The organism is Leptospira wolbachii serovar Codice str. CDC (assembly GCF_000332515.2).
Classification (GTDB): domain Bacteria; phylum Spirochaetota; class Leptospiria; order Leptospirales; family Leptospiraceae; genus Leptospira_A; species Leptospira_A wolbachii.
This window is the reverse complement of record NZ_AOGZ02000014.1, coordinates 371,690-397,502: the sequence shown is the minus strand read 5'-3', so window position 1 is coordinate 397,502 and position 25,813 is coordinate 371,690. Positions and strand designations below refer to the sequence as shown.

Annotated in this window: 20 protein-coding genes, 1 tRNA gene and 1 pseudogene; 10 read left to right on the top strand and 12 right to left on the bottom strand. The window is 40.5% G+C overall.

Features of this window, described 5'->3' with window-relative positions:
• The 4 genes from smpB to LEP1GSC195_RS07445 are packed head-to-tail and all read left to right on the top strand — an operon-like array spanning position 1 to position 3,074.
• Positions 1-489 carry an SsrA-binding protein SmpB gene (smpB, locus tag LEP1GSC195_RS07460; RefSeq protein ID WP_002981625.1) on the top strand — a complete coding sequence of 163 codons (489 nt, stop codon included), beginning with the start codon at positions 1-3 and terminating at the stop codon, positions 487-489.
• Complete coding sequence (gene der, locus LEP1GSC195_RS07455) at positions 486-1,838, top strand: ribosome biogenesis GTPase Der (protein ID WP_002981196.1); 1,353 nt, start codon at positions 486-488, stop codon at positions 1,836-1,838. The genes smpB and der overlap by 4 nt, the downstream gene beginning before the upstream one ends.
• Positions 1,835-2,455, top strand: a complete 621-nt coding sequence (plsY, locus tag LEP1GSC195_RS07450; RefSeq protein ID WP_015680933.1) for a glycerol-3-phosphate 1-O-acyltransferase PlsY — start codon at positions 1,835-1,837, stop codon at positions 2,453-2,455. The genes der and plsY overlap by 4 nt, the downstream gene beginning before the upstream one ends.
• A complete protein-coding gene (locus LEP1GSC195_RS07445) occupies positions 2,445-3,074 on the top strand; it encodes a hypothetical protein (RefSeq protein ID WP_015681152.1) in 630 nt (209 codons plus the stop codon). The genes plsY and LEP1GSC195_RS07445 overlap by 11 nt, the downstream gene beginning before the upstream one ends.
• Here LEP1GSC195_RS07445 and LEP1GSC195_RS07440 read toward each other — a convergent pair.
• Positions 3,038-4,969, bottom strand: coding sequence for a motility associated factor glycosyltransferase family protein (locus tag LEP1GSC195_RS07440; protein WP_015681629.1), 1,932 nt, complete (start codon positions 4,967-4,969; stop codon positions 3,038-3,040). The genes LEP1GSC195_RS07445 and LEP1GSC195_RS07440 overlap by 37 nt on opposite strands.
• Positions 4,970-5,047: 78 nt before the next feature.
• On the opposite strand from LEP1GSC195_RS07440, the gene LEP1GSC195_RS07435 reads away from it, so the two are divergent.
• A complete protein-coding gene (locus LEP1GSC195_RS07435; RefSeq protein WP_015682103.1) occupies positions 5,048-7,831 on the top strand; it encodes a chromosome segregation SMC family protein in 2,784 nt (927 codons plus the stop codon).
• A gap of 90 nt (positions 7,832-7,921) precedes the next feature.
• Here LEP1GSC195_RS07435 and LEP1GSC195_RS07430 read toward each other — a convergent pair whose 3' ends face one another.
• The 3 genes from LEP1GSC195_RS07430 to glnA all read right to left on the bottom strand — a co-directional run bounded on the left by LEP1GSC195_RS07430 (position 7,922) and on the right by glnA (position 9,882).
• Positions 7,922-8,212, bottom strand: coding sequence for a Cys-rich protein (locus LEP1GSC195_RS07430; RefSeq protein WP_015682463.1), 291 nt, complete (start codon positions 8,210-8,212; stop codon positions 7,922-7,924).
• A gap of 19 nt (positions 8,213-8,231) precedes the next feature.
• Positions 8,232-8,308, bottom strand: a tRNA-Met gene (locus LEP1GSC195_RS07425).
• Between the two features lie 113 nt (positions 8,309-8,421).
• Positions 8,422-9,882, bottom strand: a complete 1,461-nt coding sequence (gene glnA, locus LEP1GSC195_RS07420; protein WP_015681695.1) for a type I glutamate--ammonia ligase — start codon at positions 9,880-9,882, stop codon at positions 8,422-8,424.
• Positions 9,883-10,243: 361 nt separating this feature from the next.
• Between glnA and LEP1GSC195_RS07415 the strand changes: the two genes are divergently transcribed.
• Positions 10,244-11,983 (top strand): PP2C family protein-serine/threonine phosphatase, encoded by a 1,740-nt coding sequence (locus LEP1GSC195_RS07415; protein WP_015680971.1) that lies wholly within the window; start codon positions 10,244-10,246, stop codon positions 11,981-11,983.
• Here LEP1GSC195_RS07415 and LEP1GSC195_RS07410 read toward each other — a convergent pair.
• Genes LEP1GSC195_RS07410 through LEP1GSC195_RS07400 form a run of 3 tightly spaced genes read right to left on the bottom strand, consistent with a single transcriptional unit; the run spans position 11,980 to position 14,300 of the window.
• Positions 11,980-12,711, bottom strand: a complete 732-nt coding sequence (locus LEP1GSC195_RS07410) for a hypothetical protein (RefSeq protein WP_015681362.1) — start codon at positions 12,709-12,711, stop codon at positions 11,980-11,982. The two genes, LEP1GSC195_RS07415 and LEP1GSC195_RS07410, sit on opposite strands and share 4 nt — an antisense overlap.
• A 45-nt stretch (positions 12,712-12,756) precedes the next feature.
• Positions 12,757-13,440 carry a response regulator transcription factor gene (locus tag LEP1GSC195_RS07405; protein ID WP_015681370.1) on the bottom strand — a complete coding sequence of 228 codons (684 nt, stop codon included), beginning with the start codon at positions 13,438-13,440 and terminating at the stop codon, positions 12,757-12,759.
• Positions 13,437-14,300 carry a sensor histidine kinase gene (locus LEP1GSC195_RS07400; RefSeq protein ID WP_015680859.1) on the bottom strand — a complete coding sequence of 288 codons (864 nt, stop codon included), beginning with the start codon at positions 14,298-14,300 and terminating at the stop codon, positions 13,437-13,439. The genes LEP1GSC195_RS07405 and LEP1GSC195_RS07400 overlap by 4 nt, the downstream gene beginning before the upstream one ends.
• A 128-nt stretch (positions 14,301-14,428) precedes the next feature.
• Between LEP1GSC195_RS07400 and LEP1GSC195_RS07395 the strand changes: the two genes are divergently transcribed.
• The 3 genes from LEP1GSC195_RS07395 (at position 14,429) to LEP1GSC195_RS07385 (ending at position 17,844) form a co-directional block, all read left to right on the top strand.
• Positions 14,429-15,493: a class I fructose-bisphosphate aldolase gene (locus LEP1GSC195_RS07395; protein WP_002981248.1), complete on the top strand. Its 1,065-nt coding sequence runs from the start codon at positions 14,429-14,431 to the stop codon at positions 15,491-15,493.
• Between the two features lie 5 nt (positions 15,494-15,498).
• Positions 15,499-17,223, top strand: coding sequence for a 4-alpha-glucanotransferase (locus tag LEP1GSC195_RS07390; protein ID WP_015681937.1), 1,725 nt, complete (start codon positions 15,499-15,501; stop codon positions 17,221-17,223).
• Positions 17,224-17,304: 81 nt separating this feature from the next.
• On the top strand, positions 17,305-17,844 hold the full coding sequence (locus LEP1GSC195_RS07385) for an Mpo1 family 2-hydroxy fatty acid dioxygenase (protein WP_015681118.1): 540 nt from the start codon (positions 17,305-17,307) through the stop codon (positions 17,842-17,844).
• 91 nt (positions 17,845-17,935) lie between these two features.
• On the opposite strand, the gene LEP1GSC195_RS07380 is transcribed toward LEP1GSC195_RS07385, so the two are convergent.
• On the bottom strand, positions 17,936-18,709 hold the full coding sequence (locus LEP1GSC195_RS07380; protein ID WP_015680499.1) for a helix-turn-helix transcriptional regulator: 774 nt from the start codon (positions 18,707-18,709) through the stop codon (positions 17,936-17,938).
• Between the two features lie 49 nt (positions 18,710-18,758).
• Between LEP1GSC195_RS07380 and LEP1GSC195_RS07375 the strand changes: the two genes are divergently transcribed.
• On the top strand, positions 18,759-20,519 hold the full coding sequence (locus LEP1GSC195_RS07375; protein ID WP_015680911.1) for a transglutaminase-like domain-containing protein: 1,761 nt from the start codon (positions 18,759-18,761) through the stop codon (positions 20,517-20,519).
• Here the strand turns inward: LEP1GSC195_RS07375 and LEP1GSC195_RS07370 are convergent, their stop codons facing one another.
• The 4 genes and pseudogenes from LEP1GSC195_RS07370 to LEP1GSC195_RS07355 all read right to left on the bottom strand — a co-directional run bounded on the left by LEP1GSC195_RS07370 (position 20,520) and on the right by LEP1GSC195_RS07355 (position 25,798).
• Positions 20,520-21,623 (bottom strand): alpha/beta hydrolase, encoded by a 1,104-nt coding sequence (locus LEP1GSC195_RS07370; protein WP_015682688.1) that lies wholly within the window; start codon positions 21,621-21,623, stop codon positions 20,520-20,522.
• A gap of 17 nt (positions 21,624-21,640) precedes the next feature.
• Complete coding sequence (locus LEP1GSC195_RS07365; RefSeq protein ID WP_040506543.1) at positions 21,641-22,765, bottom strand: M23 family metallopeptidase; 1,125 nt, start codon at positions 22,763-22,765, stop codon at positions 21,641-21,643.
• A gap of 17 nt (positions 22,766-22,782) precedes the next feature.
• On the bottom strand, positions 22,783-23,187 hold the full coding sequence (locus tag LEP1GSC195_RS07360) for a bactofilin family protein (protein ID WP_015682465.1): 405 nt from the start codon (positions 23,185-23,187) through the stop codon (positions 22,783-22,785).
• 59 nt (positions 23,188-23,246) lie between these two features.
• Positions 23,247-25,798, bottom strand: a pseudogene (locus LEP1GSC195_RS07355) (penicillin-binding protein 1A).
• Positions 25,799-25,813 lie beyond the last annotated feature (15 nt).

Sequence of the window (25,813 nt, the reverse complement as noted above, 5' to 3'; positions counted from 1 at the left end):
ATGGGCAAAACCAAAAAAGACGACAAACCTCGCGGAACCGATCCTTTAATCAATAAAAAGGCAAAGTTCAATTTCGAACTCTTAGATTCGTTCGAGGCTGGTGTTGTACTCACAGGTTCTGAGGTGAAAGCCCTTAGAGAAAAAAAAGGAAACCTAACTGATTGTTTTGCTAAAGTAAGAAATGGAGAAGTTTTTCTGGAGAACTTTCAAATCCCGCCTTACAAAGACGGAGGTTATGCAAACCATCCGGAAATTCGTCCTCGCAAACTTCTCCTTAAGGCAAAAGAGATTCAAAAAATAGATAGATCCATTAAAGAGAAGGGGCTTGTACTCATTGCCACTCGCTGTTTCTTTAAAAACAATCGTTTGGTGAAGATAGACGTCGCTCTCGCCAAACCAAAAAAATTATACGACAAACGTGACGACATTCAAAAGAAGGAAGCCAAAATCGATATGGAAAGAGCCATGAAGGAACACCTACGCAAATGAAAGGACTTCCAGTGGTTACAATCGTTGGCCGTCAAAACGTGGGTAAGTCCACACTATTCAATGCCATCCTCCGAGCACAAAGTGCCATTACAGAAAATACTGCCGGTGTGACAAGGGACGTATTACAAAAGACTGTCGAAAGGGCGGAATTTAAAATCCCTTTTACTTTGTCTGACACACCTGGTTTAGACATTGAAAATATCGATGAAATTTCTGGTGAGATTATTGAGATCGCCTTTGAACATTTACGAAATTCAGATCTGATCCTTCATGTAATCGATCATAAAGACTTACGTAAGTATGATTACAAACTCATCGAACTTTTAAAAAAAGATGAAGTATTGAAAGATAAAATGGTTCTAACTCTCATCAATAAAGTAGATACAGAGCAAGATGAATATGACTTGGAACCATTCTACAAACTTGGGTTAAACGAACTTCTTCCGATATCAGCACTCGGGCGAAGGAACTTTGATCTTCTTTACCAAAAGATTAATTTTTTCCTTCCCGACAAAATCAAAATGCCGGAAGATCCCTATTGTAAAATTGCCATCATAGGAAAACCAAACTCAGGTAAGTCATCACTTCTTAATACCTTCCTTGGTTACAAACGTGCTGTGGTGAGTGATGTGCCAGGAACCACCAGGGATTCTGTTTCCGACCAGTTCTATTTTCAAAACCATAAATTGGAAATCATAGACACAGCCGGGATTCGTAGAAAATCCAAAACGGGAGAAAGTTTAGAATTCTATTCTTATAAACGGACTCTACATAGTTTGGGAGAGGCAGACGTTGTGGTTTTGCTGATCGATGCGATGAAGGGCTTGGGTGAATTTGATAAAAAGATTTTTGGGGAAATCCAAGAGCTAGGAAAACCCATGATTGTGGCGGTCAATAAATGGGATCTCGTTCCCGAAAAAGAATCCAATTCCTGGAAACACTTCAAAGACCGAATGGAAGCAAAACTTTCGATTTTGAAAGAACGCCCGCTTCTCTCCCTTTCTGCCAAAGAGAAACTTAGGACACATAAACTCCTGGAATCGGTCGTTGCCCTCTATGAAAAGTCCCAGAAAAAGCTAACCACTCGTGCCTTAAATGACTGGTTAAGCAAGTGGGGGGGCAAAAATAAGGTGCAAAAGGCATCGAACCGACCTCCGAAGGTGTATTACGCCACGCAAGTCTCCCAGATTCCTTTTAAAATTTTATTCTTTGTTAATGATACGAAACTCTTTCCGTCAAATATATTGAGTTTTTACCGAAAGAGTATAGTAACCGAGTTCGGGCTGGATGGCCTCGCTGTTGAGATCGAACTTCGGAACAGAAACGAGGGTAAGGAGAGCAAGGAATGATACTTGCCATGGTTCTATTCAGCTACCTTTTGGGTGGCATTCCGGTCGGGTTTCTTCTGGCCAAACAAGTTCGTGGGATTGATATCCGTGAACACGGTAGCAGAAATATCGGTGCTACCAATGTCGGTCGTGTCATCGGTTGGAAGTATGGGATCATTGCTCTCCTTTTGGATGCATTGAAAGGTGCTATCCCGGTTTTTCTTGCTTCTTACATTGAATCTCCTTATTCACTTACTACCACAGAAATCCTTCTCGGATCTGTTGCCATCCTTGGGCATACATTCACTCCCTTTCTCCATTTCAAGGGAGGAAAAGGTGTGGCCACGGCTCTCGGAGTTTACATGACTCTTGTTCCCATAGTCACGGTCTGCGCAGTTGTGATATTTTTTATTGTATATAAGATTTCGGGATTTGTCTCTCTTGGGTCCATCCTTGCTACGCTTTCTATGCCCTTATGGTATTTTGGAACGACAAAATTCATTCCCGATTCTGAATACCAACCAATTATCTTCTTTGTGTTAGTTGCTACTTTTTTTCTCATTTCCTATTCTCATAGAGAAAACATCAAACGTTTGGTGTTAGGTAAAGAACTACGAGCAACACAAAATGCAAACTGAACGAGAATCTTCACTCACTCAAAAAGAGAAACTTTTTCTTCTCACCAAATTTGTAGAAGACCATCCGGAAGCAGAGATCCAGGACTTCTACAAATGGTTGTATTATGGGGAATTCGGAATGGAAGAATCTTCTCTCATTATGACGGGTAAACAATCCATTCCAGAACTACATGTAGTGCTTAGCGAAATCAAAAAAGAAGAATCAGAAAATACCGAGTCGGAACTGGTTTGGGAACCGATGGGACTTGCGGCACGGTTTGTCAAAGTTTATGTAACCAAATACTACCAGATGGATTGTCCTGTGAAACGCCTTGTTAATTTGCTTGAAAGGTCTCCTGCCTTTCGAGGGGCAAGGATGAGTTTTAAATTGGATTGGAACCTATTAAAAGAAACGGCTTTGGAATTACGGCCAGAACTCACACGCCGTGATTTTATCAACTTCGAAGAAAGAATCAACTTCCACCAATTGCCAGCTCTACCATATACCGATGGTTATGCGGAAAAAAATCCTTTTGCCTACCGAGTGGTATCCCAAAAACTATTTTTTGATTATTTTCCTGAGTTTGAAGATAACTCGGTCTTTCATCCCTTTTCTGGAAACGAATCCATCATAGGATAGAGACTTCGTTTTAGATAACGAATTTCTTTTTTGATAGATTGAATCAGAAGTTGGTTTTTTCTCTCCGTTTCCAAATCCTTATGACGCAAAATATAAATTTCAGTTTTACGAACCATCCGTCTTAGATAAGACTCTTCGCGCATCCAAATCCAAATATCAGAATCTTGGAAGGACTCTTTCGGCGTTTCTCGTTCAAAACGTTCCAATCCTTGTTCCATAAATTCCAAATCCTTTTGGATTCGTTTGTATAGTGACTCGGAACCATTTGGAAGTAAGTAGGGCTGAGGTTCTTTTTTAAGTTTTGCGGATTCTGATTTATTATTTGAGACAGGATTTTTTCTCTCTGTTGGTATGATTGTTCCATTGGCATTTTGAGAAACAAGATTCCAGATAGGTAGGTCTCGCCAAGGGTAGTTATGGTGGGGAGTTGCATCCAAAATCTTTTTTGCTTTCTCTGGGTCTAAGGAGGTAATGCCTGCAATGAGAGCCCCATCCTCATTTACGTTGAAGAGTTGCATCTCACTCACGCTGGTTGCAGATTCTTCAAACCAGTGTCTGTATAAATCTAAAACATAATCGGTAAGAACAGAACCATCTCCATTGGCCCTGGGCACAAACCGGGTTTCTCTTTTGCGAATGATGACTTCATTGATCCGTTCTAAACTGTTTTTTCGGTTCAAAAGAGTAAGCCATTTTTCGTTGTGATGAGTTCCTGTGGAATGGATCTCCCTTCCGGAATAGGCCAAGTCTTGCCCGAGAAAATACACCGAAGTAAAACCCATAAATCGCAGCATATCAAAAGCAGTAGTTGCGACCGATCCCCCCGATTGGATATCTCCCACCTCGCGAAATACTTGTTCGGCGAGCTCACCTCCCGCAGTAACTTCTCGGACGAGCGATCCTTCGGCATCTACTTGGTATTTGGCAGTGACCGAATGAACTACGGCTTGGAACATAGGTTCTCTGAGGAGAGTGGGGGAGCTGACTAAATCAGCAAATAGCGGGATCGTTGTGAGATCTTCTCCCATAAAATGGAAAAAAGAATTGGTTTGGGCATCGAGGGTCACAACCCCATCTGCCTGAATTCCCGCTTTGATGAGAACTTTCAGTGAGGTATCGCAAGAGAATACAAATACTTTATCTCTGACAGATTGTAACCAAGGGATGTTTTTTCTTAAACTTGGGCCAGCTGACACGAGTACGGCGGTAAGTCCTCGGAATTTTTCTTTGAGAGAAGAAATAGGATAACGAACAGGATTTCTTTTCCCCACATGGACTAAATTCCAAATGGAGTTTTTAATCCACAACCGTTCAAATTCAAATTTGGTGAGTAGGTCGCTCATTTTAGCCGAAAACACAGTTTGGGTTTTATCTTCTAACTCACGATAAATGGGATTTCTGTTTGTATCTGTGGGGTTACGAATGATTTTCAGCCCACTCACTCGTTCAATAGGTAATGAGTCTAAGTAGTTAAAAAACAAAGGAAAAAAGAGTTCCCCTGAGAATAAGTGTCGACCAGGCACTGTCATTACAGGTTTTAAAACCTTGTCCCAGATAACGGGAATTAGTGTTTCATCATCTCCGATAAGAATGAGAATTTGTCCCGGTGCCAAAGTTTCGCTTATTTTTTGGACGAGGTGGGGATTTCCAAGCCCAAACAAAATTACAATATCTGTTGGCTTTAAGGAATAAGTATCTAAAAGGCGGATGGCCTGTGTTAGCGGGGAGAAGGAAGAAGAGAGGGGTTCCCCATTTAATGAGACATAATATTCCCCATCCTTCTTAGCAGAACCCAGTTCCCAAAGATTTCCGGAGCGTAAGTTTCTGAAATAATTTTGTAAGTAAGGCTTCCTTTCAAAAATTTCACTGGAAATGGGATCGATAATTTGGGACATAATACTATCTAAGGTTTTTTCTTATGTCTCCCAAGTGGTGTCAACCGGGAAACAGGGAAATCGAACGGCGAAACATATATGCATTTAAAGAGCCTGAGTATTGTTGGATTCAAAACGTTTGCGGATGAAACAGAGATCAATTTTGATCCTGGGTTTACTGCTGTCGTCGGACCGAATGGTTCCGGAAAATCAAATATTGTCGATTCCGTAAAATGGGTCTTTGGAGAAAAAAGTGCCAAGGGACTTCGCGGAGAGAAGATGGACGATGTCATCTTCCACGGAACAGAGAGTAGGCGAGCTGCAGGTTTCGCTGAGGTTTCGATTCTTTTTGATAATGATGATCGGTTTTTTAACATTGATTATCCATCCGTCAAAATCACTCGCCGTTTGTATCCAGACGGGGAAAACGAATACTATCTCAATGATATCAGAACCATAAGAAAGGATATCGAAAAAACACTTCTCGATACAGGAATTGGTAAGTCTAGTTATAGCATTTTAGAACAAGGTCGTGTGGACCAAATTCTAAATTCCAAACCTGAAGAAAGAAGGGCCATCTTTGAAGAAGCCGCTGGGGTTTCACGGTTCAAACTGGATCGTAAAGAAGCCACAAAGAAGTTGGATGATACCAACCAAAACTTACTTCGTATTCAAGACATTATGAATTCCATGGTAAAAGACCTGGAAGTCAAAGAAAAACAATCCGAAAAAGCAGAACAATACTTCAAACTCAAATCGGATTTGGATGAATCCGATAAAAACTTAAGGTTTTTAAAACTACGAGATTTTAAACGCCGTATGAAGAAGTCAGATGAAGATTTGCTTGAAATCCGCGAAAAAAATAAATCCATTCTTTCCCTCATCCAAAACGAAACCAATTTAATTTCTGAAAAGGAAACCACCAAAGAAGCCAAGGAAAGAGAGATTGCAGAAATCGATAAAAAATTATTTGATCATCTTTCCAAAAGTCAAATTCAGAAAGAGAAAATAGCAAAAAACAAAACCTTCATTTTAGAGTATGAACTTCGTATTGGTGAAATCCTTTCTGCTTTAGAATCAGAAAACCAAGCTACAATTAAACTCGAAGTAGAAAAAAGAGCCATTGAACTCGAAAACGAACGCCAAAGGGAAATCCAAACCACTCTCCAAGAGGAAATCCAAACTTTGGAATCTCGACGTGTATCTTTGGAGCTTTCGATCAAAGAAGAAGAAAAGTCTATCGAGGAAAAAGAAGTTCGTATCAAAGAAAATGAAAAACGACATATCACTCTTCGGGACAAACAAAAAACGGTAATACTCGAACTTATTCAAGAGTTAGAAAATAAAAAAAGAGAATCTAAGGAAGGGGAAGAGATTCGTAATGCAGACAAGGCAATCCTTCTTTCCGATTTGGATCTTTATGCAAACAAACTCAGAACTGCTCTTTCTCATATAGAATCTTCGCAAATTACTGAAGGAATTTCTGAGCTTCGTGACATCCAATTGGATTCGTATTCAGAAAAGCTAACCGGGTTTTTAAAACGAGAAGATGATTTTAGAAATTTACTTTTTGATAAAGATGGAATCCTTTCCAAAAAAGAGTCCATTGACCAAGCGATTGAAGATCTAATTTTAGAAAACGAAAACCTAACCAGAGGAATTCGAGACAACCAAAGTAATATCATTTTACACAGAAGTCATTGGGAAGAAACAAGAACCCATATTGTAGAACTCGAGAAAAAACTGCTGGAATCCAACTCTCGTTTGGAAAACCAACAAAAAGAAATTGCGGTTCTTGATGAACGAATTGGAGAAATACAAAAACGGATTTTGGGTGCCAAAGAACAAGAATCTGTCATTCGAGAGAAAAAAGATGGATTGGAAAAGGAAGTCGAAGTTCTAGAAAAGGAAATTGCAGAGTCTTACCAAGAATTTTTATCCATGAGTCGTATATTGGAATCGGAAAAAGAAACCCTACAAACTCTTGTGGAAGAGATTTCGGGAATTAAGTCCAATATTTCTAAAAACCAAGAAGTGTTCCAAAACCTTCTGCCTCTTCTTTCTGAAAAGGAAAGAACCAGTTCTGCACTGAAAGTACAAATTGATTCTCTTGTGGAAGAGTTGTACAATGACTACTCTCTTACTGATTCTGAATTGGAAACAGAGCGAGGAAGTCTGGAACTTGACCAAAAAGCAGAGGAAAGAAGGCTTCGGTCTGCAAAGTCTGAAATCCAGCTTCTTGGTTCCATCAACCCTCTGGCGATTGAAGAATATCGTAATATCAAAGAAATCTATGAACACAATCTCAAACAAAAGTTAGATATCGAAAGTTCTAAAAAAGATATCGAAGAAGTTTTGAAACGAATCAACGAAGAGTCCGAAAAACTTTTTCAAGAAACGTTTGAAAAGATCAAACAAAATTTCCAAGAAACTTTCTCTACATTATTTAATGGGGGAAGGGCCACACTTGAGCTGACGGAAAAAGAAGACTCTCTCAATTCCGGTGTGGAAATTATGGCGGAACCGCCAGGCAAACATGTTCAAAATTTACGCCTGTTATCTGGTGGAGAAAAGTCACTCACAGCAATAGCGCTACTTTTTGCGATCTATATGGTCAAACCAAGTCCGTTCTGTTTCTTAGATGAGATTGATGCGGCTCTGGATGAAGCCAACAAACTTCGGTTCTGCCAAATTTTGGATCGGTTCAAGGACAAAACACAATTCATTGTGGTGTCTCACGCGCAGTCTACGATTTCCCGAGCCAATGCTATCTTTGGTGTCACCAACGAAGAACCAGGGATATCGAAAATCCTCTCTCTTCGATTGGACGAAGCCAAATCTCTCTCCAAACAAATCACACAAAAAACCGGAACCGACAACTAAGTCGGTTTCTTTTGTTTTCTGCATAAGCAAAGGGTAAGAACTGTATCACAGTCTTACCCTTTGCTAGTTATTAGAACTAAACTTGTTTTGTTATTTGTTGCCTTGCATTTCTTTCATAATGCAAGACGAGAAAGCTTTACAAGAATCGCCACTTGAAAGGCAACCTGCAATTTTATTGTAGTATTTTGGACGGTTGCAATTGAATTCGCAGCCGCGTCGGAGTGTGTTTTTTTGCTCTTCGGAAGCATTTGGGTTCACTTGCACTGTACAGCTATAAAACTTATCGCAAGCCTCTTTACATTTAGGAAAATCAGCTGCTTGGATGGATCCAGTAAATAACACCAGAGCCATAATTGAAAACAAACGGTTTGTTTTTTTCATACCTTGTCCTCTCGATCTTTGGTAGCGAAGACGGGAGTCGAACCCGTGACCTCAGGGTTATGAATCCTGTGCTCTAACCATCTGAGCTACCTCGCCCTATAACCTTAGATCGTTTGGTAGAACTAAATCTTTAGTTCTTTTGTCATTTTTTGAAGAGAATAAGAATGGTAAACAAAAAAAAGCCCCGACGGTTGCCGGGGCCTTTTCTCTTAACAAGAGTAAGTAGTGAGGAATTCGTATGGGTGAGGGCGACCTTCCCATGGCCAAATTTCTGTTTCAAACTTGTAGTGTTGGTATGTTTGTAGAAAGTTTTCTGTAAACACATCACCTTGTTTGAAAATTTCTCTTTGAGCGAGCATTTCTTCCATAGCTTCACGAAGTGTGTGAGGCATTTGACGAATTCCTTTTTCTCGGATTTCATCTAAAGAAAGTTCGAAAAGATCTTCTTCACGTGCAGGACCTGGATCGATTTTTTCTGATACTCCAGCCATACCTGCCATAAGTAAGGAAGCAAACGCCAAATATGGGTTAGCTGTTGAGTCTGGGAATCGGAACTCCACACGTTTTGCTTTTTCGCCACTAACAAACGGAATACGGCAAGAAGCAGATCGGTTCTGAGCAGAGTATGCTAGAATGGAAGGAGCTTCAAATCCTGGAATGAGTCGTTTGTAAGAGTTAGTGGATGCATTTGTGAATGCAGCACAAGCTCTAGCATACTTTAAAACTCCACCAACATAGTTGAATGCGAAGTCAGAAAGACCTTGGTATTTGTCTCCAGCGAAAAGGTTTTTTCCACCTTTCCAAAGAGAGATGTGAACGTGCATACCGTTACCGTTATCACCAAAAAGTGGTTTTGGCATAAAAGTCGCAGTTTTTCCGTGTTTATGAGCCACCATCTTAACGATGTATTTTAGCTTTTGAACATTGTCAGCAGCTTCAATCAAAGTTCCAAACTTAACACCAATTTCCCCTTGTGCTTGTGCTACTTCATGATGCACAACGAATGTTTCCATTCCGATGGCTTCCAAAGTTTTTACAAATTCAGCACGAAGGTCCACTTGAGAGTCGATCGGAGCCACTGGGAAGTATCCACCTTTAGTTCCAGGTCGGTGCCCAGAGTTGAAGTTGATTTTTCCTGTATTGTTCGTTCCAGGAATTTCTGAGTGAGTGTTCCAGATCCCTTCATTGGAATCTAATTCGTAGTATTGGCAGTTGATTTCATCACGAACACGCAAACTGTCAAAAACAAAGAATTCATTTTCTGGACCAAAATAGGCAGTGTCTGCAATTCCTGATTTGTTCATGAACGCTAATGCTTTTTTCGCAATGGAACGTGGGCATTTTTCGTAGTATTGTTTTTTGTAGATATCCCATACGTCGCAAAACATAACGAGTGTTTTGTCAGCAGTAAACGGATCTAAAAAAGCCGTAGAAATTTCTGGATGTAATTGCATGTCGGAAGCATTGATTGGCTGCCAACGAGCAATGGAAGATCCATCAAAAGGAATCCCTTTAAATGTTTCTTCATCAACGGAATTCACATAATAGGAAACGTGGTGCCACATTCCTTTGATATCCGTGAAGCGGAAGTCGTAGAAAATGACTCCATTTTTTTTGGCATACTCAACCACTTCCTTTCCGGAAGTAAATTTTGGGGTTGCGAACTGCATTTGATTCTCCTTCTTTCAGAGGTCGGTCTGATTGTTGTAATCTGGTGTCCAATAAGATGCAAGATTTATACCAAGGCATTTCGACCTAAATATAAGGGTTTCGTGGAGTTTCTAAGCAATATGAGTCTAAAATCACGCCCAAAATCTGCACGAATTGCACATTATTGAATCCTTGTGCTTAAATATGATACAAAACTGCTCAATTTAAGCATCCGCCATTTCGAAATACTATCTATAAAAGGGGTAATTTGGTCAACGGAATCGACTATTTTTCGATGAGAATTCGGAAAATTTTCGGAATCGGAATTGAATATGTTTTTTTTGTGGCAGTGACCGTAGATTCTTAGAGGTTAGAATCTAGATGAGTTCCAGGCAACCCGATTATGGTCGTTACCAACATTTAGAGAGCTTTATCCACCTTTCCAAAGATGCCATTTGGTGTTACGAGTTGGACATTCCCATGCCGATTTCACTTTCCCAGGACGAACAGGTGGAATTCATCTGGGGCCACAGCATCGTTCGGGACGGTAATTTAGCAATGGCTCGGTTCTATGGATACCAGACTGTCCAAGAAATCATCGGTAAGTATCTGAAAGATCTCGTTACCCTGAAGAGCGTTTTTTTACTCCGAAAATTCATTGAAAACACTTACCAATTAGAAAATTACGAATACTTCATGGAGTTATCGGACGGACACCAACGTGTCTTTCTCATGAATTCCCACGGGCAAGTGGAAGCTGGGCATCTGTTGCGCATTTGGGGTCAACAAATCGAAATTTCTTCCATTCGGGAATCTGAATTTAAACTTTCTGGTCTATTACGATTTTCCCAAATTGTCACTGAAGTTTCCAAAACCTTTGTTCATACCAAAGCAGAATTAGTATCCGATGCCATCCAATTTGCCTTGGAGGAACTGGGGAAATATTCAAGGGCTGACCGAGTTTTTGCTGCGGAAATTTCATCGGACAAACAATTTTTGTCAGTGACCCACGAATGGGTGTTAGATGGAATGCCATCTTTATTCCAAGTCGGAACTAAACTTCCGATTGCAAAAATGAATCCGGAACGATTGGGAATTCTTGCTTCTGACGGTGTCATTCATATTGCAGACACTTCCTTAATGGTTGATGAACCTTGGCATTTGGACCTATTCAAACGTGCGGAAGTTCGTTCCATTTTAGTTGTAGGTTTGCGTGACGAGGGGAATGTGATTGGGATTCTTGGAATTACCACCTTTGAACGAATTGGTAATTGGTCGGAAGAAACCAAAAGGTTGTTAGGTTTGATTGCAGGTTTTATTTCGCAGGGGTTAGTGCGGGCTAAAAACGAAATCAAATTAATGAAAAAAGAAAAAATTCTACAGAGGTTTTATTCCGATGTCAAAGAGGATTTGGCCCTCGCAAAGCTTACACAAGAGGCTTGGGTCGCTAAAGATTTTGGAGAAATTCCCAATGTAAAAATCCAATCACGATTTTTGCCTTATGATGAAATTGGGGGAGACCTTATCCTCTATGAAAAACCAAATGATGACTGTATTGATATATTCTTTGGAGATATTTCCGGCCATGGGATTTCTTCTGCTCTGGTCTCAGGGATTGCTGCAGTTTCTTTTAAAAAACATTCCAAATTAGAATCTTCTCCTGCTGCTATTTTAGCTGCCATGCATTTGGAATTAAAAACAATCATTTTTAAACACCATATCTCTGCTTGTGTGCTCCGTCTTTTTCCAAAGGAAAGAAGAGTGGAGTTTAGTTTTGCGGGGCACCCGCCTGTTGTATTTTGGAAACAGAGTGAACGAGTTATGAAACTTGTGAAGGATGAAATGTATCCTATCTTACTGCTTGATACATGGGAAGGAAAAACCATTTCCAAGTCCTTTGAACCCGGGGATCGGTTACTTTTGTATTCGGATGGGATTTATGAATTGGAAGAAGAGGGTGGAGGTTATATAGGTCTTGATATATTTTTACAGGAACTTTCCGAAATGATTTCAGTTTCTGATAATACAGATACCTTACTTCAAAAAATGATTGCGAACTGTCTTATTGATAAAGACCGAATCATCCATGATGATATTGCCGTTTTGTTTATGGAATTCTAATTTTCTCTATCCGCAAGGTCCAAAACCTTGGCGTCCGCTTCCGGATACTTAGCTAAATACTCAGATACAATTTTCTTTTTTCCATCGAGTCTTTCCAAATGGTTTTCAATGATATGTCCAAAGTCTAGTTTTCCGGTAACAATTTCGTAACGTTCTGTTTCGATGGTCCCTAAATCGAGATCCACCGGTACTTCATTGGCTTTATCCGCATATTCCTTTGCCTTTTCCCAATAAGGAAGGGCTTCTTTGTAGAAGCTTTCCGCAACACCAAAACTTTCTTTTAGTTCGTGAGCAAAATCTAAATTATAAAAATAGACATGGCGTTTATCAAATTTTGAGGCAAGTCGCATGTAGGAACGCATGATTTGGATATTGATATGCATAAACATCAGGTTCCGATATTTATAGTATTCTTGTTCTGTTTTTGTCTCACATAATGAGTGTTTGGGGTGACGGAAACGTTTCCCCAGGGCAATTTTTAGCCAATAGATATTTTTTCTGATTTCATTATCGTTGTAGTGTTGTTTGAGGTTGTACAACTCGTAAAAATCTTCTAAATACTTTGGTTCCCATTTGTGGAGTTTGTAGGGAACCCAATCGGAAAACTTGGTATAAGGTCCGTTTTTTTGGTATTCGTAGTTGTAATCGATGTCTGTTTCCCAGGCACTCAAAGGTAGAGAAAACAAGGATAGAACGAATACGAGTGAGAGTAAAAATCCTTGTTTCATCTCTAAAAGTATCGGCTAAAGTTTCCGATTCCCCAACATGGATCGCTATTTTAGGGGAATCACTTCTGCTATCCATTGGTAACCCACACCCCGCACATTTCTGATGGATTCTTCTCCCAGGGCGTCCCGAAGTCGGACTATAGCGTTATCGATGGTTCTTTCTGTAGGGAAACTTTCTTCTCCTACAAGGTAGTCTAGGATTTCCGAACGACTGAAGACTTTCCTGGAATCCGAAAGTAGGAGAGCCAGAAGGGCACAATCCCGCTTAGAAAGTAGAACAGAAGTATCATCTTCTTTTTTCACAAGAAAAGAATCCAGGTGGATTTCTTTTCCATCCATCTTCCATTTTTGACCGAAGTGGGGACGGGTTTGGGCTACTACCCGTTCCAAACGGATGAGAAACTCTTTTAAATGAAAGGGTTTGGGGATAAATTCGGCGGCTCCCAATTCAAATCCGCGAAGTCTTTCTTGGGCACCGGCTTGGGCCGTGAGAAATAAAAAAGGGATGTCCTTCTCCTTCGATACAAAGAGTTCGGCGAGTTGGAATCCGTTTCCATCGGGTAGTCGTAAGTCGAGAACGATCAAATCAAATTGGCCTGGCGAGAATAGGGTTTCTGCCTCTGCTGCTGTTTTTGCCCACTGGACTCGGTATCGATCCTGCTCTAATCTTTCTTTTAAAGTTTCTCCGAGACCCTCGTCATCTTCAACGAGTAAGATTCTTGGTTTCATGGAACCTCTTTTAAGTTAAGTTTTACATGAAATCCGTACGAACTGTCCGGAAATTCCAAGGAACCTTTCATTTTTTCGATTAATTTTTTCACGATATACAAACCAATTCCACTTCCGCTGGTTTTAGAATGCCGTAAAAAAGGTAGGGTAAGATTTTTTTTGTTCCCAACAAATCCAGTTCCATCATCCTCCAAAAGAAAGGAAATTTGTTTATTTTCTCTTGTAATCGTGAGTTTGATAGTTTTTGCCTTTCCGTGGCGTTTTGCATTTTCACTTAAGTTCTTAAGCATAGCAAAAAAAGCCTTTTTATCAATATAAACCATGGTTTCTTTAGGAACAGATACTTTCCAAATCAAATCAGGTTCATGATGCGAATAGGATTCACATAAATCGGAAATGGTGAGTTGTTCCATATACAAGGATTCTCCTTGCATAAGGCTTGCGAGATAAAATGCATTTCCCATTTGGGATTCAATGCGCTGGTTCTCTTTCCAAATCTTTTCTAGTTTTCTTTTGAGTTCAGGCTCTTTTGTATCTTCGAGGAGAACTTCGATTTGCAGCTGTAAGCTGGCGATCGGTGTTTTCATTTCATGGGTAACTGTGGAAAAAAAATCAGAAATGAGTTTGGAACGTTTGTGATCTCTATAGGATAGAACAGCAAGAGTCACTCCACCTAGGGTCAACATGGAGAGAAAGAAGGATCCTTCCAGTTGCAACATTCGATTGACTCGGTCTAGTTCCACCTGTCTTTCTGCACTGATAGAAATTTCCGATATGGTTTTTGCCTGACGGAAACCCAAAATCCACCACCACACTCCCAAAGACAGTGTGAGGAAAAGCCATGCCAGGGAAAAAAACATTCGAAATTGTGCGGATCCTCTCAAATTTGCCTCTCAATTCAAGTTAAGGCCATGCAGATAGACGACGAGCAAAAAAAGATGTTGTCACATTGGAAGAACCCGAGAATTTATTTTTTAGGAGAACAACTTTGAACTTCGACGAAATCTCGAAACATCTTGGAAATGACGCGGAATCCCTTCTTGGATTCAAATCGCCAAAAATCGCTAAAGAACTAATCCACGTACCCGGCAGTGACTGGGTTGATAGAATTTTTGCTCCCACAGACAGGTCTGTACCTGTTCTTCGTAGCATCCAAACCCTTCTCGGAAGTGGCCGCCTTGGTGGAACTGGTTATGTTTCCATTCTTCCGGTGGACCAAGGAATTGAACACTCCGCAGGGGCATCATTTGCGAAAAACCCTATTTACTTTGATGGCGAAAATATCATCAAATTGGCAATCGAAGGTGGTTGTAACGGTGTTGCGACAACTCTCGGTGTTCTTGGATCGGTTGCAAGAAAGTATGCTCACAAAATCCCTTTCATTTTGAAGATCAACCACAATGAACTTCTCACTTACCCAAACAAAAGTGAACAAATTTTGTTCGCTACAGTAAAACAAGCTTATGATCAAGGTTGTGTTGCTGTGGGTGCTACCATTTATTTTGGTTCTGCTGATTCGGGTCGTGAGATCGTAGAAATTTCTAAAATCTTTCAAATGGCACATGAGCTCGGAATGGCAACCATCCTTTGGTGTTATGTAAGAAACAATGCGTTCAAAAAAGATAAAGACTACCATGTTTCTGCTGACTTAACAGGACAAGCAAACCACTTAGGTGTTACCATCCAAGCGGACATCATCAAACAAAAGTTACCTGAAAACAACGGTGGATACAATGTTTTAAACCAAGAATCTTCTTATGGTAAAACAGACAAACGTATCTATTCCGACCTTACTTCTGACCACCCGATTGACCTCACTCGTTACCAAGTAGCAAATTGTTATATGGGAAGAGCAGGCCTTATCAATTCTGGTGGAGCTTCTGGAGAAAACGATTTACAGGACGCTTTAAAAACAGCAGTAATCAACAAACGTGCAGGTGGAATGGGTCTGATCTCAGGAAGAAAGGCATTCCAAAAGCCGATGAAGGAAGGAGTTGCTCTACTCAACGCCATCCAAGACGTATACCTATCGAAAGAAATCACAGTCGCTTAAAAGACTTGGGATCCTATCGAAATGTAAACAGGAGAAGGGCAGGGGTACTTGTATCTCTGCCCTCTATTGTTTCTGAACATTCTTTTGAATGTGGAGACATTTACAGTCTATATCCTCTTTGCGATTGGGCAAAGGATATAGGTTTTAGCATCATTCAATTATTACCCTTAAACGATACTGGATTTGGATACTCTCCTTATAGTGCCATCTCTGCCTTTGCGATTGATCCACTTTATATATCCTTATACAAGTTAAACCTCAATATTAGATCTCGCAAACGAGAGATTCGGTTTTTAGAAAATCATCCCCTTCGCATTCGTAATTTGAAATTAGAGGCGATTCGTAAATACTATACGGAAAATCAGAAAGAAGCAATGAAAGAAGCCTCTTACTTTTTGGAAGAACATACATGGTGTTATTCCTATGCTGCCTTTCGACTACTGTATGAAGAGTTCGAAGGGAAGGGTTGGTGGGAATGGCCTAAGGAATACCAAAATCCAAACGGGGCAAAAGAATATATTTTTTCCAAAAGAAGAGAAGAAGCTCTATTTTGGGTATATTTGCAAAAGATCGCTTATGATCAGTTATCTGAAGTGAAGTTGCATTTTGAAGATGTTGGCGTGTATTTGAAGGGGGATATGCCTATCCTTACTTCTCGAAATTCTTGTGATGTATGGGAACATCCTGAGTTTTTTATTATGGATCTGCAAGCGGGTGCCCCTCCCGATGATTTTTCAAAAACTGGTCAAACCTGGGGATTCCCCGTTTTGAATTGGGAAGCTCTGGAAAAAACAAACTATGCTTGGTGGAAGGATCGTTTGTCTTATTTAGAACATTTTTTCCATCTCTACCGCATTGATCATGTGATTGGAATGTATCGGATTTGGTCGATTCCTAAGGATGATACAACGGCGCTTCATGGCTGGTTTCATCCTCAATTTGGAATTGCAAAAGAAGAGTTTATTAAAGATGGATTAGATCCTAAACAATTTGAATCTTTAGGTCTCATTCACGAATTCATCCCAGATCATTATATCTTTTATTGGGATTTTTGGAAAGAGACTTCCTACCAAGATTTGGAGGAAGAAACAAAAGCAAAACTATTTCCTTTGTCAGAACTTCATATCCAAGAAGAGGAGAAACATTGGCGAGAGGCTGGAGAAAAAATTTTAGAGATCTTTGAATCTTTTTCTTCGATGATTCCTTGTGCTGAAGATTTGGGTTCTGTTCCTGGTTTCATCAGAGATTCTTTGTTTGAACGCCAAATGATTGGAATTGATGTAGTTCGTTGGACTAGATCCTTCACAACTGGTGAGTTCATTCCTGAAGAATTGTATAGAGAAAATGCTATTTCTGTTTTATCAACACATGATACGAGTTTGGCGATGGACTGGTGGAAAAATGAAGGCGATAAGGAATCCAAACTGCAATTTTTCTTTGACCGAATTGGAAAACCTAGGCCCGAGTCAGAAGAGGAAGCATTAATTGGGTTACTTAACTTTGTGTTCCAAACAAGTAGTCTTTTTTCGATCCAACTTTTCCAGGATTTGGCTCTCGGCGTTTCGGATGTGTTGAAACATCCCGAAAAACACCGGATCAACTTGCCTGGAACTCCTGACCACTCCAATTGGACCTACAGGTTCCCCATGTTGATTGAAGACTTCGCTTCTGATTTTCAGCGTAACTTTACCCTGCGAAAACTCGTTCTCGAATCCGAAAGAAATTCTTAATTTTTTAGCTCTATGACAGGTTCGTTCAAGTCTGATGAGTCCGTTTCTGGTAGTATGGATCTTTACACCCGGAGGTCTCCTTTGAGATTTGCAAAAGAAATGGCGTTTTATTCCGCTTACCATCAGGAAAAACGTAACGTATTGATCCATGTGCTTGGGGTTCCTACAATCACCTTCACTTTGTTTGTTGTTCTCAGCCGTTTTAGTCTTTTTGAATACAATGGCTTCCACGTCTCTGCATCCCTTGTGTTTACTTTAGCAGTGCTTGGTTACTATTATACTTTGGATGTGGTGTTTGCATTTGTAGCGACTCTTGTGTTTGGGGGACTATTTGTTACCTCTGAATGGATCACGGCGCAACTGCCGGCAACCACTGCTTGGACGATATTTGGCCTCGGCCAAGTGATTGGATGGGGAGCGCAGTTCTACGGACATTTTATTTTTGAAAAAAGTCGGCCTGCACTTTTTGACAATCTATTCCAAGCACTCGTGTCTGCCCCGCTATTTGTGGTGGCAGATGTTTTCTTTGAGTTGGGATATCGATTGGATTTGAAAGCGGCCGTGGATAACGAACTGAAAGCGCGTGGAGTTTGGAAAGACTTCTCTCATAAAGCTGCATAAGAAGAATTTCTAAATATGATTCAGTGGGTGGGGAATATCTCTCACCCATTGGCATTTTTTTTTATCTTAGACCAAATCTTAAAATCCAATTCTAATCTTCACAAAAACATACCTTACTGAGTGACTGGCTTCCCAAAAATAGAGAGGGTTTGACTCCAAACATCTTTTTGAAGGTTCGAGACAGATGGGATTGGTCACTAAAACCAGCGGCATGAGATGCAGTTGTAAGATTTTCGCCACCTTGCAAAAGTTTTGCGGCTATATGTAGGCGTTGCCACAATAGATATTGCCTTAGAGGAATTCCCATATTGTCTTTAAATAAGTGCATAAAACGATCGGTGGAGATTCCCGAAATGTCTGAAAGTTCTACAAGAGTCACAGGGTTTGGGATTTTTTCTTTGATTCTTTGGATTGCCATCTCAATTCGTTCATCATATTTTTTCGAAACAGTTTCTGAACCAAGGAGAGAAAGGATTTGGTTGTAGAGGGACCTTGCTGACTCACAGGTCAATGTTTCACCAAACAATGGATTAGCGATATTCTGAATTTTTAACCTGGTATCTGGATCAATTGTTTTTGGCGACTGGTCCATTACAATCCGTTTGTATTCTTCCGATTTTGGATCCAATTGGATGATGACCATTTCTGAGTTTGACCCATCCAATCTGTGGTAATAATTTGGGGGAATGATGATCCCTTCCGATTCAATCACAACATTGTCATCGGTATACAAATGAAAGGATCCACGGAGAGATACTAAGATAGAAACGGCATAGTGAGAGTGGGGTTCAGTGACAATGCCAACCGTTCCTAGGAGAATTCGTTCGCCAAAATAAAAAAGACTTCCTTTTCTTTGAGAATCCATAAATTAGAAAAACTCTAAAAGCCATTCTGAAAAAGGCAAGGATTATCGAATGAAAAAAATAGTTTGGATTTTACTTTTAGTAGTTTTCCTTCCTTCTTTATTGGCAGAAACGTTCTCACAAGAACCGGTCTCTTGGACAGAAGTGCGTTCGAAATACAATTGGAAACTTTCTCCTAGATTTCCTGAATCAGAATCTGTGGAACTTTTTGAATCGATTTTGTATTCGGAGGATAGATTATTTTTACAAACAAAAGATATCACAAAACAAACTTCCCTCCTTGTTTGGAATTTAGGATCAGGGGAATCGACGAAACTTCCCTGGGATAGAGGAAAGGTCACCGGTTGGACGGAGTGCCGAGGGAACCTTTTTTTCCAAACAGCAAATACCCTTTGGGAGATCCATCCAATGACATTCGCTGTGCAAAGAAAAATAGTTTGGCCGGACAAGGGAAAGTCTTGGAAAGACATTGTCTGTTTGGAAAACCAAATCTACCGATTGGACGGGAACCAATTGGAAACATACAACCTAAGCACGGGAGAATTGATTTCCAAAACTCCGCTTCCCTTTCCTTCGGTGCAGCGAATCACCAAACGAAACGAGTCAGAAATTTTTCTTATCTCTTCTTTTTGGGGAAATACCATCCAAGTGTATTCTCCAAAAAAGCAAACGGGTGTTAGTGAATTAAAGTTTCCTGTCTCCCACAGAGCCTTATTCAAATTAACAGCGATTGGTGCGGATCATTTTCTAATTTTTGACCCCTTAACAAAAACCTTTGGAGAGTGGAAGGGACTTGAGGATACGTTTTTTCCATTGTTAACCCCTCTAGAAATTGCCGATGGTTCTAAGGCCTATCGTTTTTCCCCGATCCAAAATCAAATTGAATACCAATTCCAATGGACTGCCCTTGTCGATCTTCCTGAAACCAAGTTCCATTTTGTTTTGCCGAAAGGAAATATCCCTTCCCAAACCTTAAGAGAAGAAAGTTTTCCCGCAGAAACCAAACTCCAGGTGGATGAAGCGGGAAACCGTATACTGATTCTTACCATTCCTGTTATGAAAGCGGGGGATACAGGGAAGATGACCGTATATCACGCGTTACTCACTCGGTATAAGATCCAATGGAATTTGGATCCAAAACAAAATATCGCGCTGAATCAAAGTCAAAGCAAAAAAGAATTTGAAAGTTATCTGCAAGATGATTGGTTTTTAAAAATAAATTCTCCCATCGTTTTGGAAAAAAGAAATACTCTTTTCCAAGAGAGTTCTAGCCTAAAAGATGTACTGACCAAAACCCAAGGTTATGTGGCTTCGATTCCGTATAAATCAGGGAGTTTCGAACCAGCACCCCAAGTGATTGAAAAAAATAATGGAGGTTGCACCGAACATTCTTACGTCACCATGGCTTTGTTGCGTGGTAAAGGAATTCCATCTCGTTTGGTTTGGAACTATTTACCTACCGAATCCTCCAAAGAAATCACTTTCAACCATAAGTTTGCAGAGGTATGGGTGGATGGGTTTGGTTGGATTCCTATGGAACCATTGGCCCCACCCAAATCTAAACCAGGTGTGACTTATGCAAGGCATGTGGTCTTTGCTTCTCTTGCAAATCCTAGTCATCCGCAAATTGCCGGTGGGGACAGGCTTGTCCAACTGGCAAAGGAAAGTTTAAATTTGGCAAAGAAGATCAAATTCAAACTGGTAGTGGCTAAAGCCCTAGAGGGGGAAGTGATGGAGGACAAGGAAGAGGGGTTGGTCCCCTTAAAAACAAACCGTGCCCTCCTCCAAGGAGAGGATCTATTTGTGCCTTAGTTATTTCCTAAGGACAAAGTTTTCTCCATTTTTTGGGCCGGACTTTCGGATAAAAAGTCTTCTTTCAACAGAAACACCAAGTAACACTTGATAGATGTCAGTGAGGATGGGACGAGACGAATAGTATCCGTGTCCAAGTCCACCGACACCAAATACAGGATCATCTACTTCATTTACATTGATGACATCCACTCCAGAAAATTTAAAACACATTCCGGCCCGTGCCACTCCATTCACTTTTTGGGAAGCTACAAGGGCATTGTCTCCAGGAGAACAATATAGAGTGATTCGTTCTGATGAATTGGTTAGGTCACTTAAGATCAGTTCAAATTCATTTTTATCAAAGTCGGGAGCATTGAGGATGAGCTCGGATAGGAATTTCTTTTTGCCTTGTTTGGATAGAGAAGCAATGGATGGTAACACGACTTGGTGCCCCATACTGTGAACCACTAAATGTATTTTTTTACCAAGATTTGTAATGTCCGATAGAAATTTTGCAAATGGTTCACGATTCACTTTTGCCTCAGTGAAATTTAGGTCGTAAGTGGATTTGACCATCACTTGCGATAAGATCCCTGCATCGGCTCCGGCAGGCCAAGAATAAACCACAACTTCCCCAGGGAATTTTAGGTCGTATTTGATTTGTCCTGCACGAAGTACTGCTTCATCAAAATTAACATTGAATCCATGTACAAAAACTAAAACTTCATCAGAGTTGGATGATTTGATTTTAGTTAAAAATTCTTTATCATCGGTGTTGATGCGACCTTTGAATTGAAAGAATTGGTTTTTGTCTTGGGCATTATCGAGAGAGATGTCACCAATGATATGTTTGGAAGGGATATTCACCAAACAGATTCCGTAATGAGGATTGATATCGGTAATGAATCCGAAACTTTGTGGATCACAATTATCTTTGACTGTCATTTCTCTGCGTGAAGTGACAAAGTGAACATTTAGGATTTTGGTTTCATCAAAAGGATCCACAATTCGTTTGTTGATTTGTTCCCCAATTTTTGCGGTACAGGAAAAAAATAGACTAATCAGGAAACTTAAGAATATTAGGAAAGTTGAATGTTTTATGGTTTGAGTGTTTTTGTTCATAGGTAAATGAATCCCAATTATTTGTAAGAAAATCCTTTGATGATTTTGGTAGGGTTTACGTTTTTTCCATCTTTAATGACTTCAAAATGGAGGTGAGGGCCAAAACAATATCCTGTGCAGCCGGAACGAGAGATGACTTTACCGGCACTTACGTAATCACCTTCTTTCACAAAGAGTTTAGAGTTATGGGCATACAAAGTTTGGTAACTATCATCATGCGTGAGGATGATAGCGTTTCCATAACCCCCCATCCAGCCGGAATAGGTGACTTTCCCTTTCCTTGCTGCATAAACTGATTCGTAATTGGCACGTAAATCGAGAGCCATGTGAAATTTGTATTGTGGGTAAGAGCGTGTTCCCCAACCAGAGGTAATGACTTTCGATACCACAGGGATTCTCCAAACAGGTCCTGTGTCTGGGATGACGGCTCCAGGAAGGAATACCTTTTGGCCCGATTTGAATAGATCATAATCTTCTAACTGGTTTTCGGAATAAATATCGTCGATTTTTACTTTGTAGTAGTCAGCAACTTTGGCTAAGGTATCGCCTTTTTTTAACTTATACACTAACCCTTGTTTATTGGGAATGTTTAAGATTTGTCCCGGGAGGATAGACACTTCTGGGTTAATCCCAGAACTTCCAGCAATGGATTCTGCAGAAACTTTGAACCTACGTGCGATATCAGATAGAGTTTCGTTTTTTTTGACTTTGTATTGTGTGACTTTTAGTTTTTTGTTTTTGTTTTCTGCAAGCGCATCCAAATCAGCAGATCGAAGGATGGCCATTTTTTTATCTTCTGTTTCTTGTAAGTATTTGGCATCGGCAAGTTTTGCCTCTTTGTCCTTAACGTCGTTTTCTTCTACCTCGGTGGACATACTTAAGAACTCTTTTTCCATTAAACTTTCTTCGTAGGTTTGTTTGTCTACGATGATGGAGATAAAAAAAGCTAAGATAAAAGAAGAGGTGAGAAGAGGAAGGATCCGATATCGTTTACGATTGAGGTCGATCGTTCCATGAAGGACGCTGGATTGTGATTGGAGATTATAAAAATACTTACCGGGAGAAACTTGGATTACATTTACTTTTCCCCAGCGTAACACATGCTTACCGATCGTAGACTTTTCTGGGGATCGAAGTAGCATGTGTTAATAGGGACTAGTTAATCCTTGGTATCTAAAGATTTAATACCACCGAAGGATTCTTCCACGATCTTACGAACGTCCTTTTTCTGGCCGCCTGTGATTGTGATATTTCCTTTTGCTACTACACCTTTTTGAAGTTCTAAGTAAGGAGCAGTGATATCACCTAACATACGTCCTGTACCTTCGAGTTTTACTTCGTTTTCGGCTTTGATGTTTCCGATGAGGGTACCTGATACAATGACTTCTTTTGCGCTGATGTTTGTTTTTACTTTACCGGTTTCACCGATAACGAGTGCATCCTCAGTTTTGATATCACCTTCGAATTTTCCATCGATTCTAAGTGAACCTGCGATATAAAACTTACCTTCAAATATCGACCCTGGTCCGATAACGCTATTGATGGAATCCTTACCTATTGCCATTCCTGCTCCTTTTCCCCTTCTGTGAGAATCAAAATTTTCGGTCTTCTTGACAAGCCTTTTTAGTAGTCGATTTCCTCATCTCCGCTAAAGACCGATTTTTTTCTCTTCGGTGGTTTTGCGGAAGTGGGTAGTTTTTCTACTTTTTCCTGTTTTTTCTTTTCTGTATGGACCACGGGAGTGGAAGGTTGGTTCGACTTTGTCTCTACAACGTTCCAAGACGAGCCATGGTCATTACAAATCTCTTTTGGTGCTGTTTGCGGGATAAAATACTCTTCAAAGAGGTCGTGGCATTGGTTACTAGGGAGTTTGCCAGACATTCGGCAGACTGTCTTTTTGGTGACTTTTACCTCAGAAAGCCAAGGAAATTCTATGTGGGGTTCGCGGTCGAGGGCACGGGCCATAAACCTTCCCCAAACGGGAGCTGCTAATTTCCCGCCAGTCATCCCTCGTCCCAGAGAAATTGTTCCCACATCATACCCAAACCAAACCGAAGTCACAAGCTCAGGGGTGTAACCTACAAACCATGCATCCCGAAAGTTATTTGTAGTTCCAGTTTTTCCATAAGCTTTTCGCCCCAGTCCATAAGACAAAACCCCGCGTCCTGTTCCTTCTTCCACAACATCTTTCATCATGGAAGTGATGAGAAAGGCCGCTTCTTTGGAGATAATTTGTTTGCGATCGTCCTCATCGAATTCTTTACGGAAGTCTTTGATGACATTTCCCGCATTGTCTTCGACATACAAAACAGAGATTGGGTTTACTGTTTTGCCACCGGATGCCAAGGCCGCATAAGCTCTTGTCAATTCATAAGGAGTGAGCTCAAAAGATCCAAGAGAGACACTAAAGTTATAAGGAATGTCTCTGCCTGGGAGTTGTAGTAGTCCTCGTAAACTTTCCATTAGGTTGGAAAGTCCCACTTGTTCTAAAACTCGCACAGCCACGGAATTTTTGGATTGTTCCAAGGCTTTGCGTAACAAAATAAATCCAGAGTATTCACTACTATAATTTTCAGGGGCCCATTCATCTCCATCTTCCATTAAGTATTGGAGGGGTGAGTCGGCAAAGAGAGTGGCAGGGGTAACATTTTTTTCAGGGTCAGGATTTTTACCAGAATAGTCCATGGCCGCTGCATAAAGGATGGGTTTGAAAGCAGAACCTGGTTGGCGAAAGGCTTGGAAGGGACGGATCTGTTGGTTGTCCGAACGAAAACCCGATCCTCCTACCATGGCTGTGATGTATCCTGTCTCTGGTCGGATGGCAATGAGAGATCCTTCTACGGGAAGGAGATGGTCTTTTGTGGTTTGCGAAGTATAATTTTTGTCGATTAAGTCGCCGAGAAAATCATCCCCAGTTAACAAATTCAATGCGAAGAATTCATCTCTAAGGTCTTCTTGGTAAGCGGAAGAAAACGTACGTTCTGTCCGAGAGATATGGAATTTAAAATCCGGAAGATCATATAAATCGGCAATGAGAGAATACCCACTGCCATACAAATCATCGAAGGCATCGATATTTCGGAAGGCTCTTTGGTTGGATTCTAAAGTTTGTCTTTGCAGTGCCGGAAGTAGGGCTTTTTCTGCTTCTTCTTGGTGGCGGATCTGGATGGTAGAATAAATTTTAAGCCCACCATTATACAAACGACCCGATCCAATGGAACGAATTAGGTTTTTTCGAATGTATTCGGTTACATAGGGAAAACGGTTTAACCTGTCAGAAAAAGCGGAATCGTTTGGAGAACGATTTAAATTGGTATAGTATTCTTCGAGTGCGGCATATTCTTTTTCTGCATCAGCAACAGACATCCTCCCATTCTCGACTAACTTGCGAAAGACGACTCTCACCTTATTCATACTGGAAACGGGATTCACGATAGGACTGAATTGTGTGGGCCTTGTGGTAAGACTGGCAAGGATTGCTGCTTCTCCCCAACTGATATCTTGGACTTCCTTTCTAAAATAAAACCGGGAAGCAGCTCCTACACCGATGGTTCCATGCCCTAAAGGAATTTCATTCAAATATACTTCCAAAATTTTATCTTTGGGATAAGTTAGTTCTAGTAAAAAAGCAAGCCAGGCCTCGCGGGCTTTTCTAGCGATGGATCTTTCGATGGATAAAAATTTAAGTCGGGCTACTTGTTGGGTGATGGTAGAGGCACCTTCTTTTACTCGGCCCGCCATTAGGTTTACCACAAAGGCACGAGCAATCCCCTTTAAATCGATTCCATTGTGGGAATAAAACGAATTATCTTCTGTAGATAAAAAGCATTGAATCACCTTGTGTCTGTTATCTGGTGATAGAACCGTCTCTTCAGTTTTAAGTTGTTCTAAACGAACAGGGATCCGGGAAAATTTATAATATTCGGCAATGGGTTCGTATTCCCCTTTGTCATTCAGTCCATACAAGGTAGAGGGGATGTCATAAACCGCAGCTTCTCCAAGTCGAAAGAAGTCTTTTACGGAACCGGTGAGTAAAAAACATTCAACGCACCAAAGGCAAAGATGGCAATGGTGGTGTTTCTTAATTTTTTGTCTCCGGTCCAAATCTTTTCTGTGACAATCCGAAACCAAATGATAAAATACTTTTCAAAGAGCCCAATGGGTTCTTGTTTCATACGTTTCCCTTAACT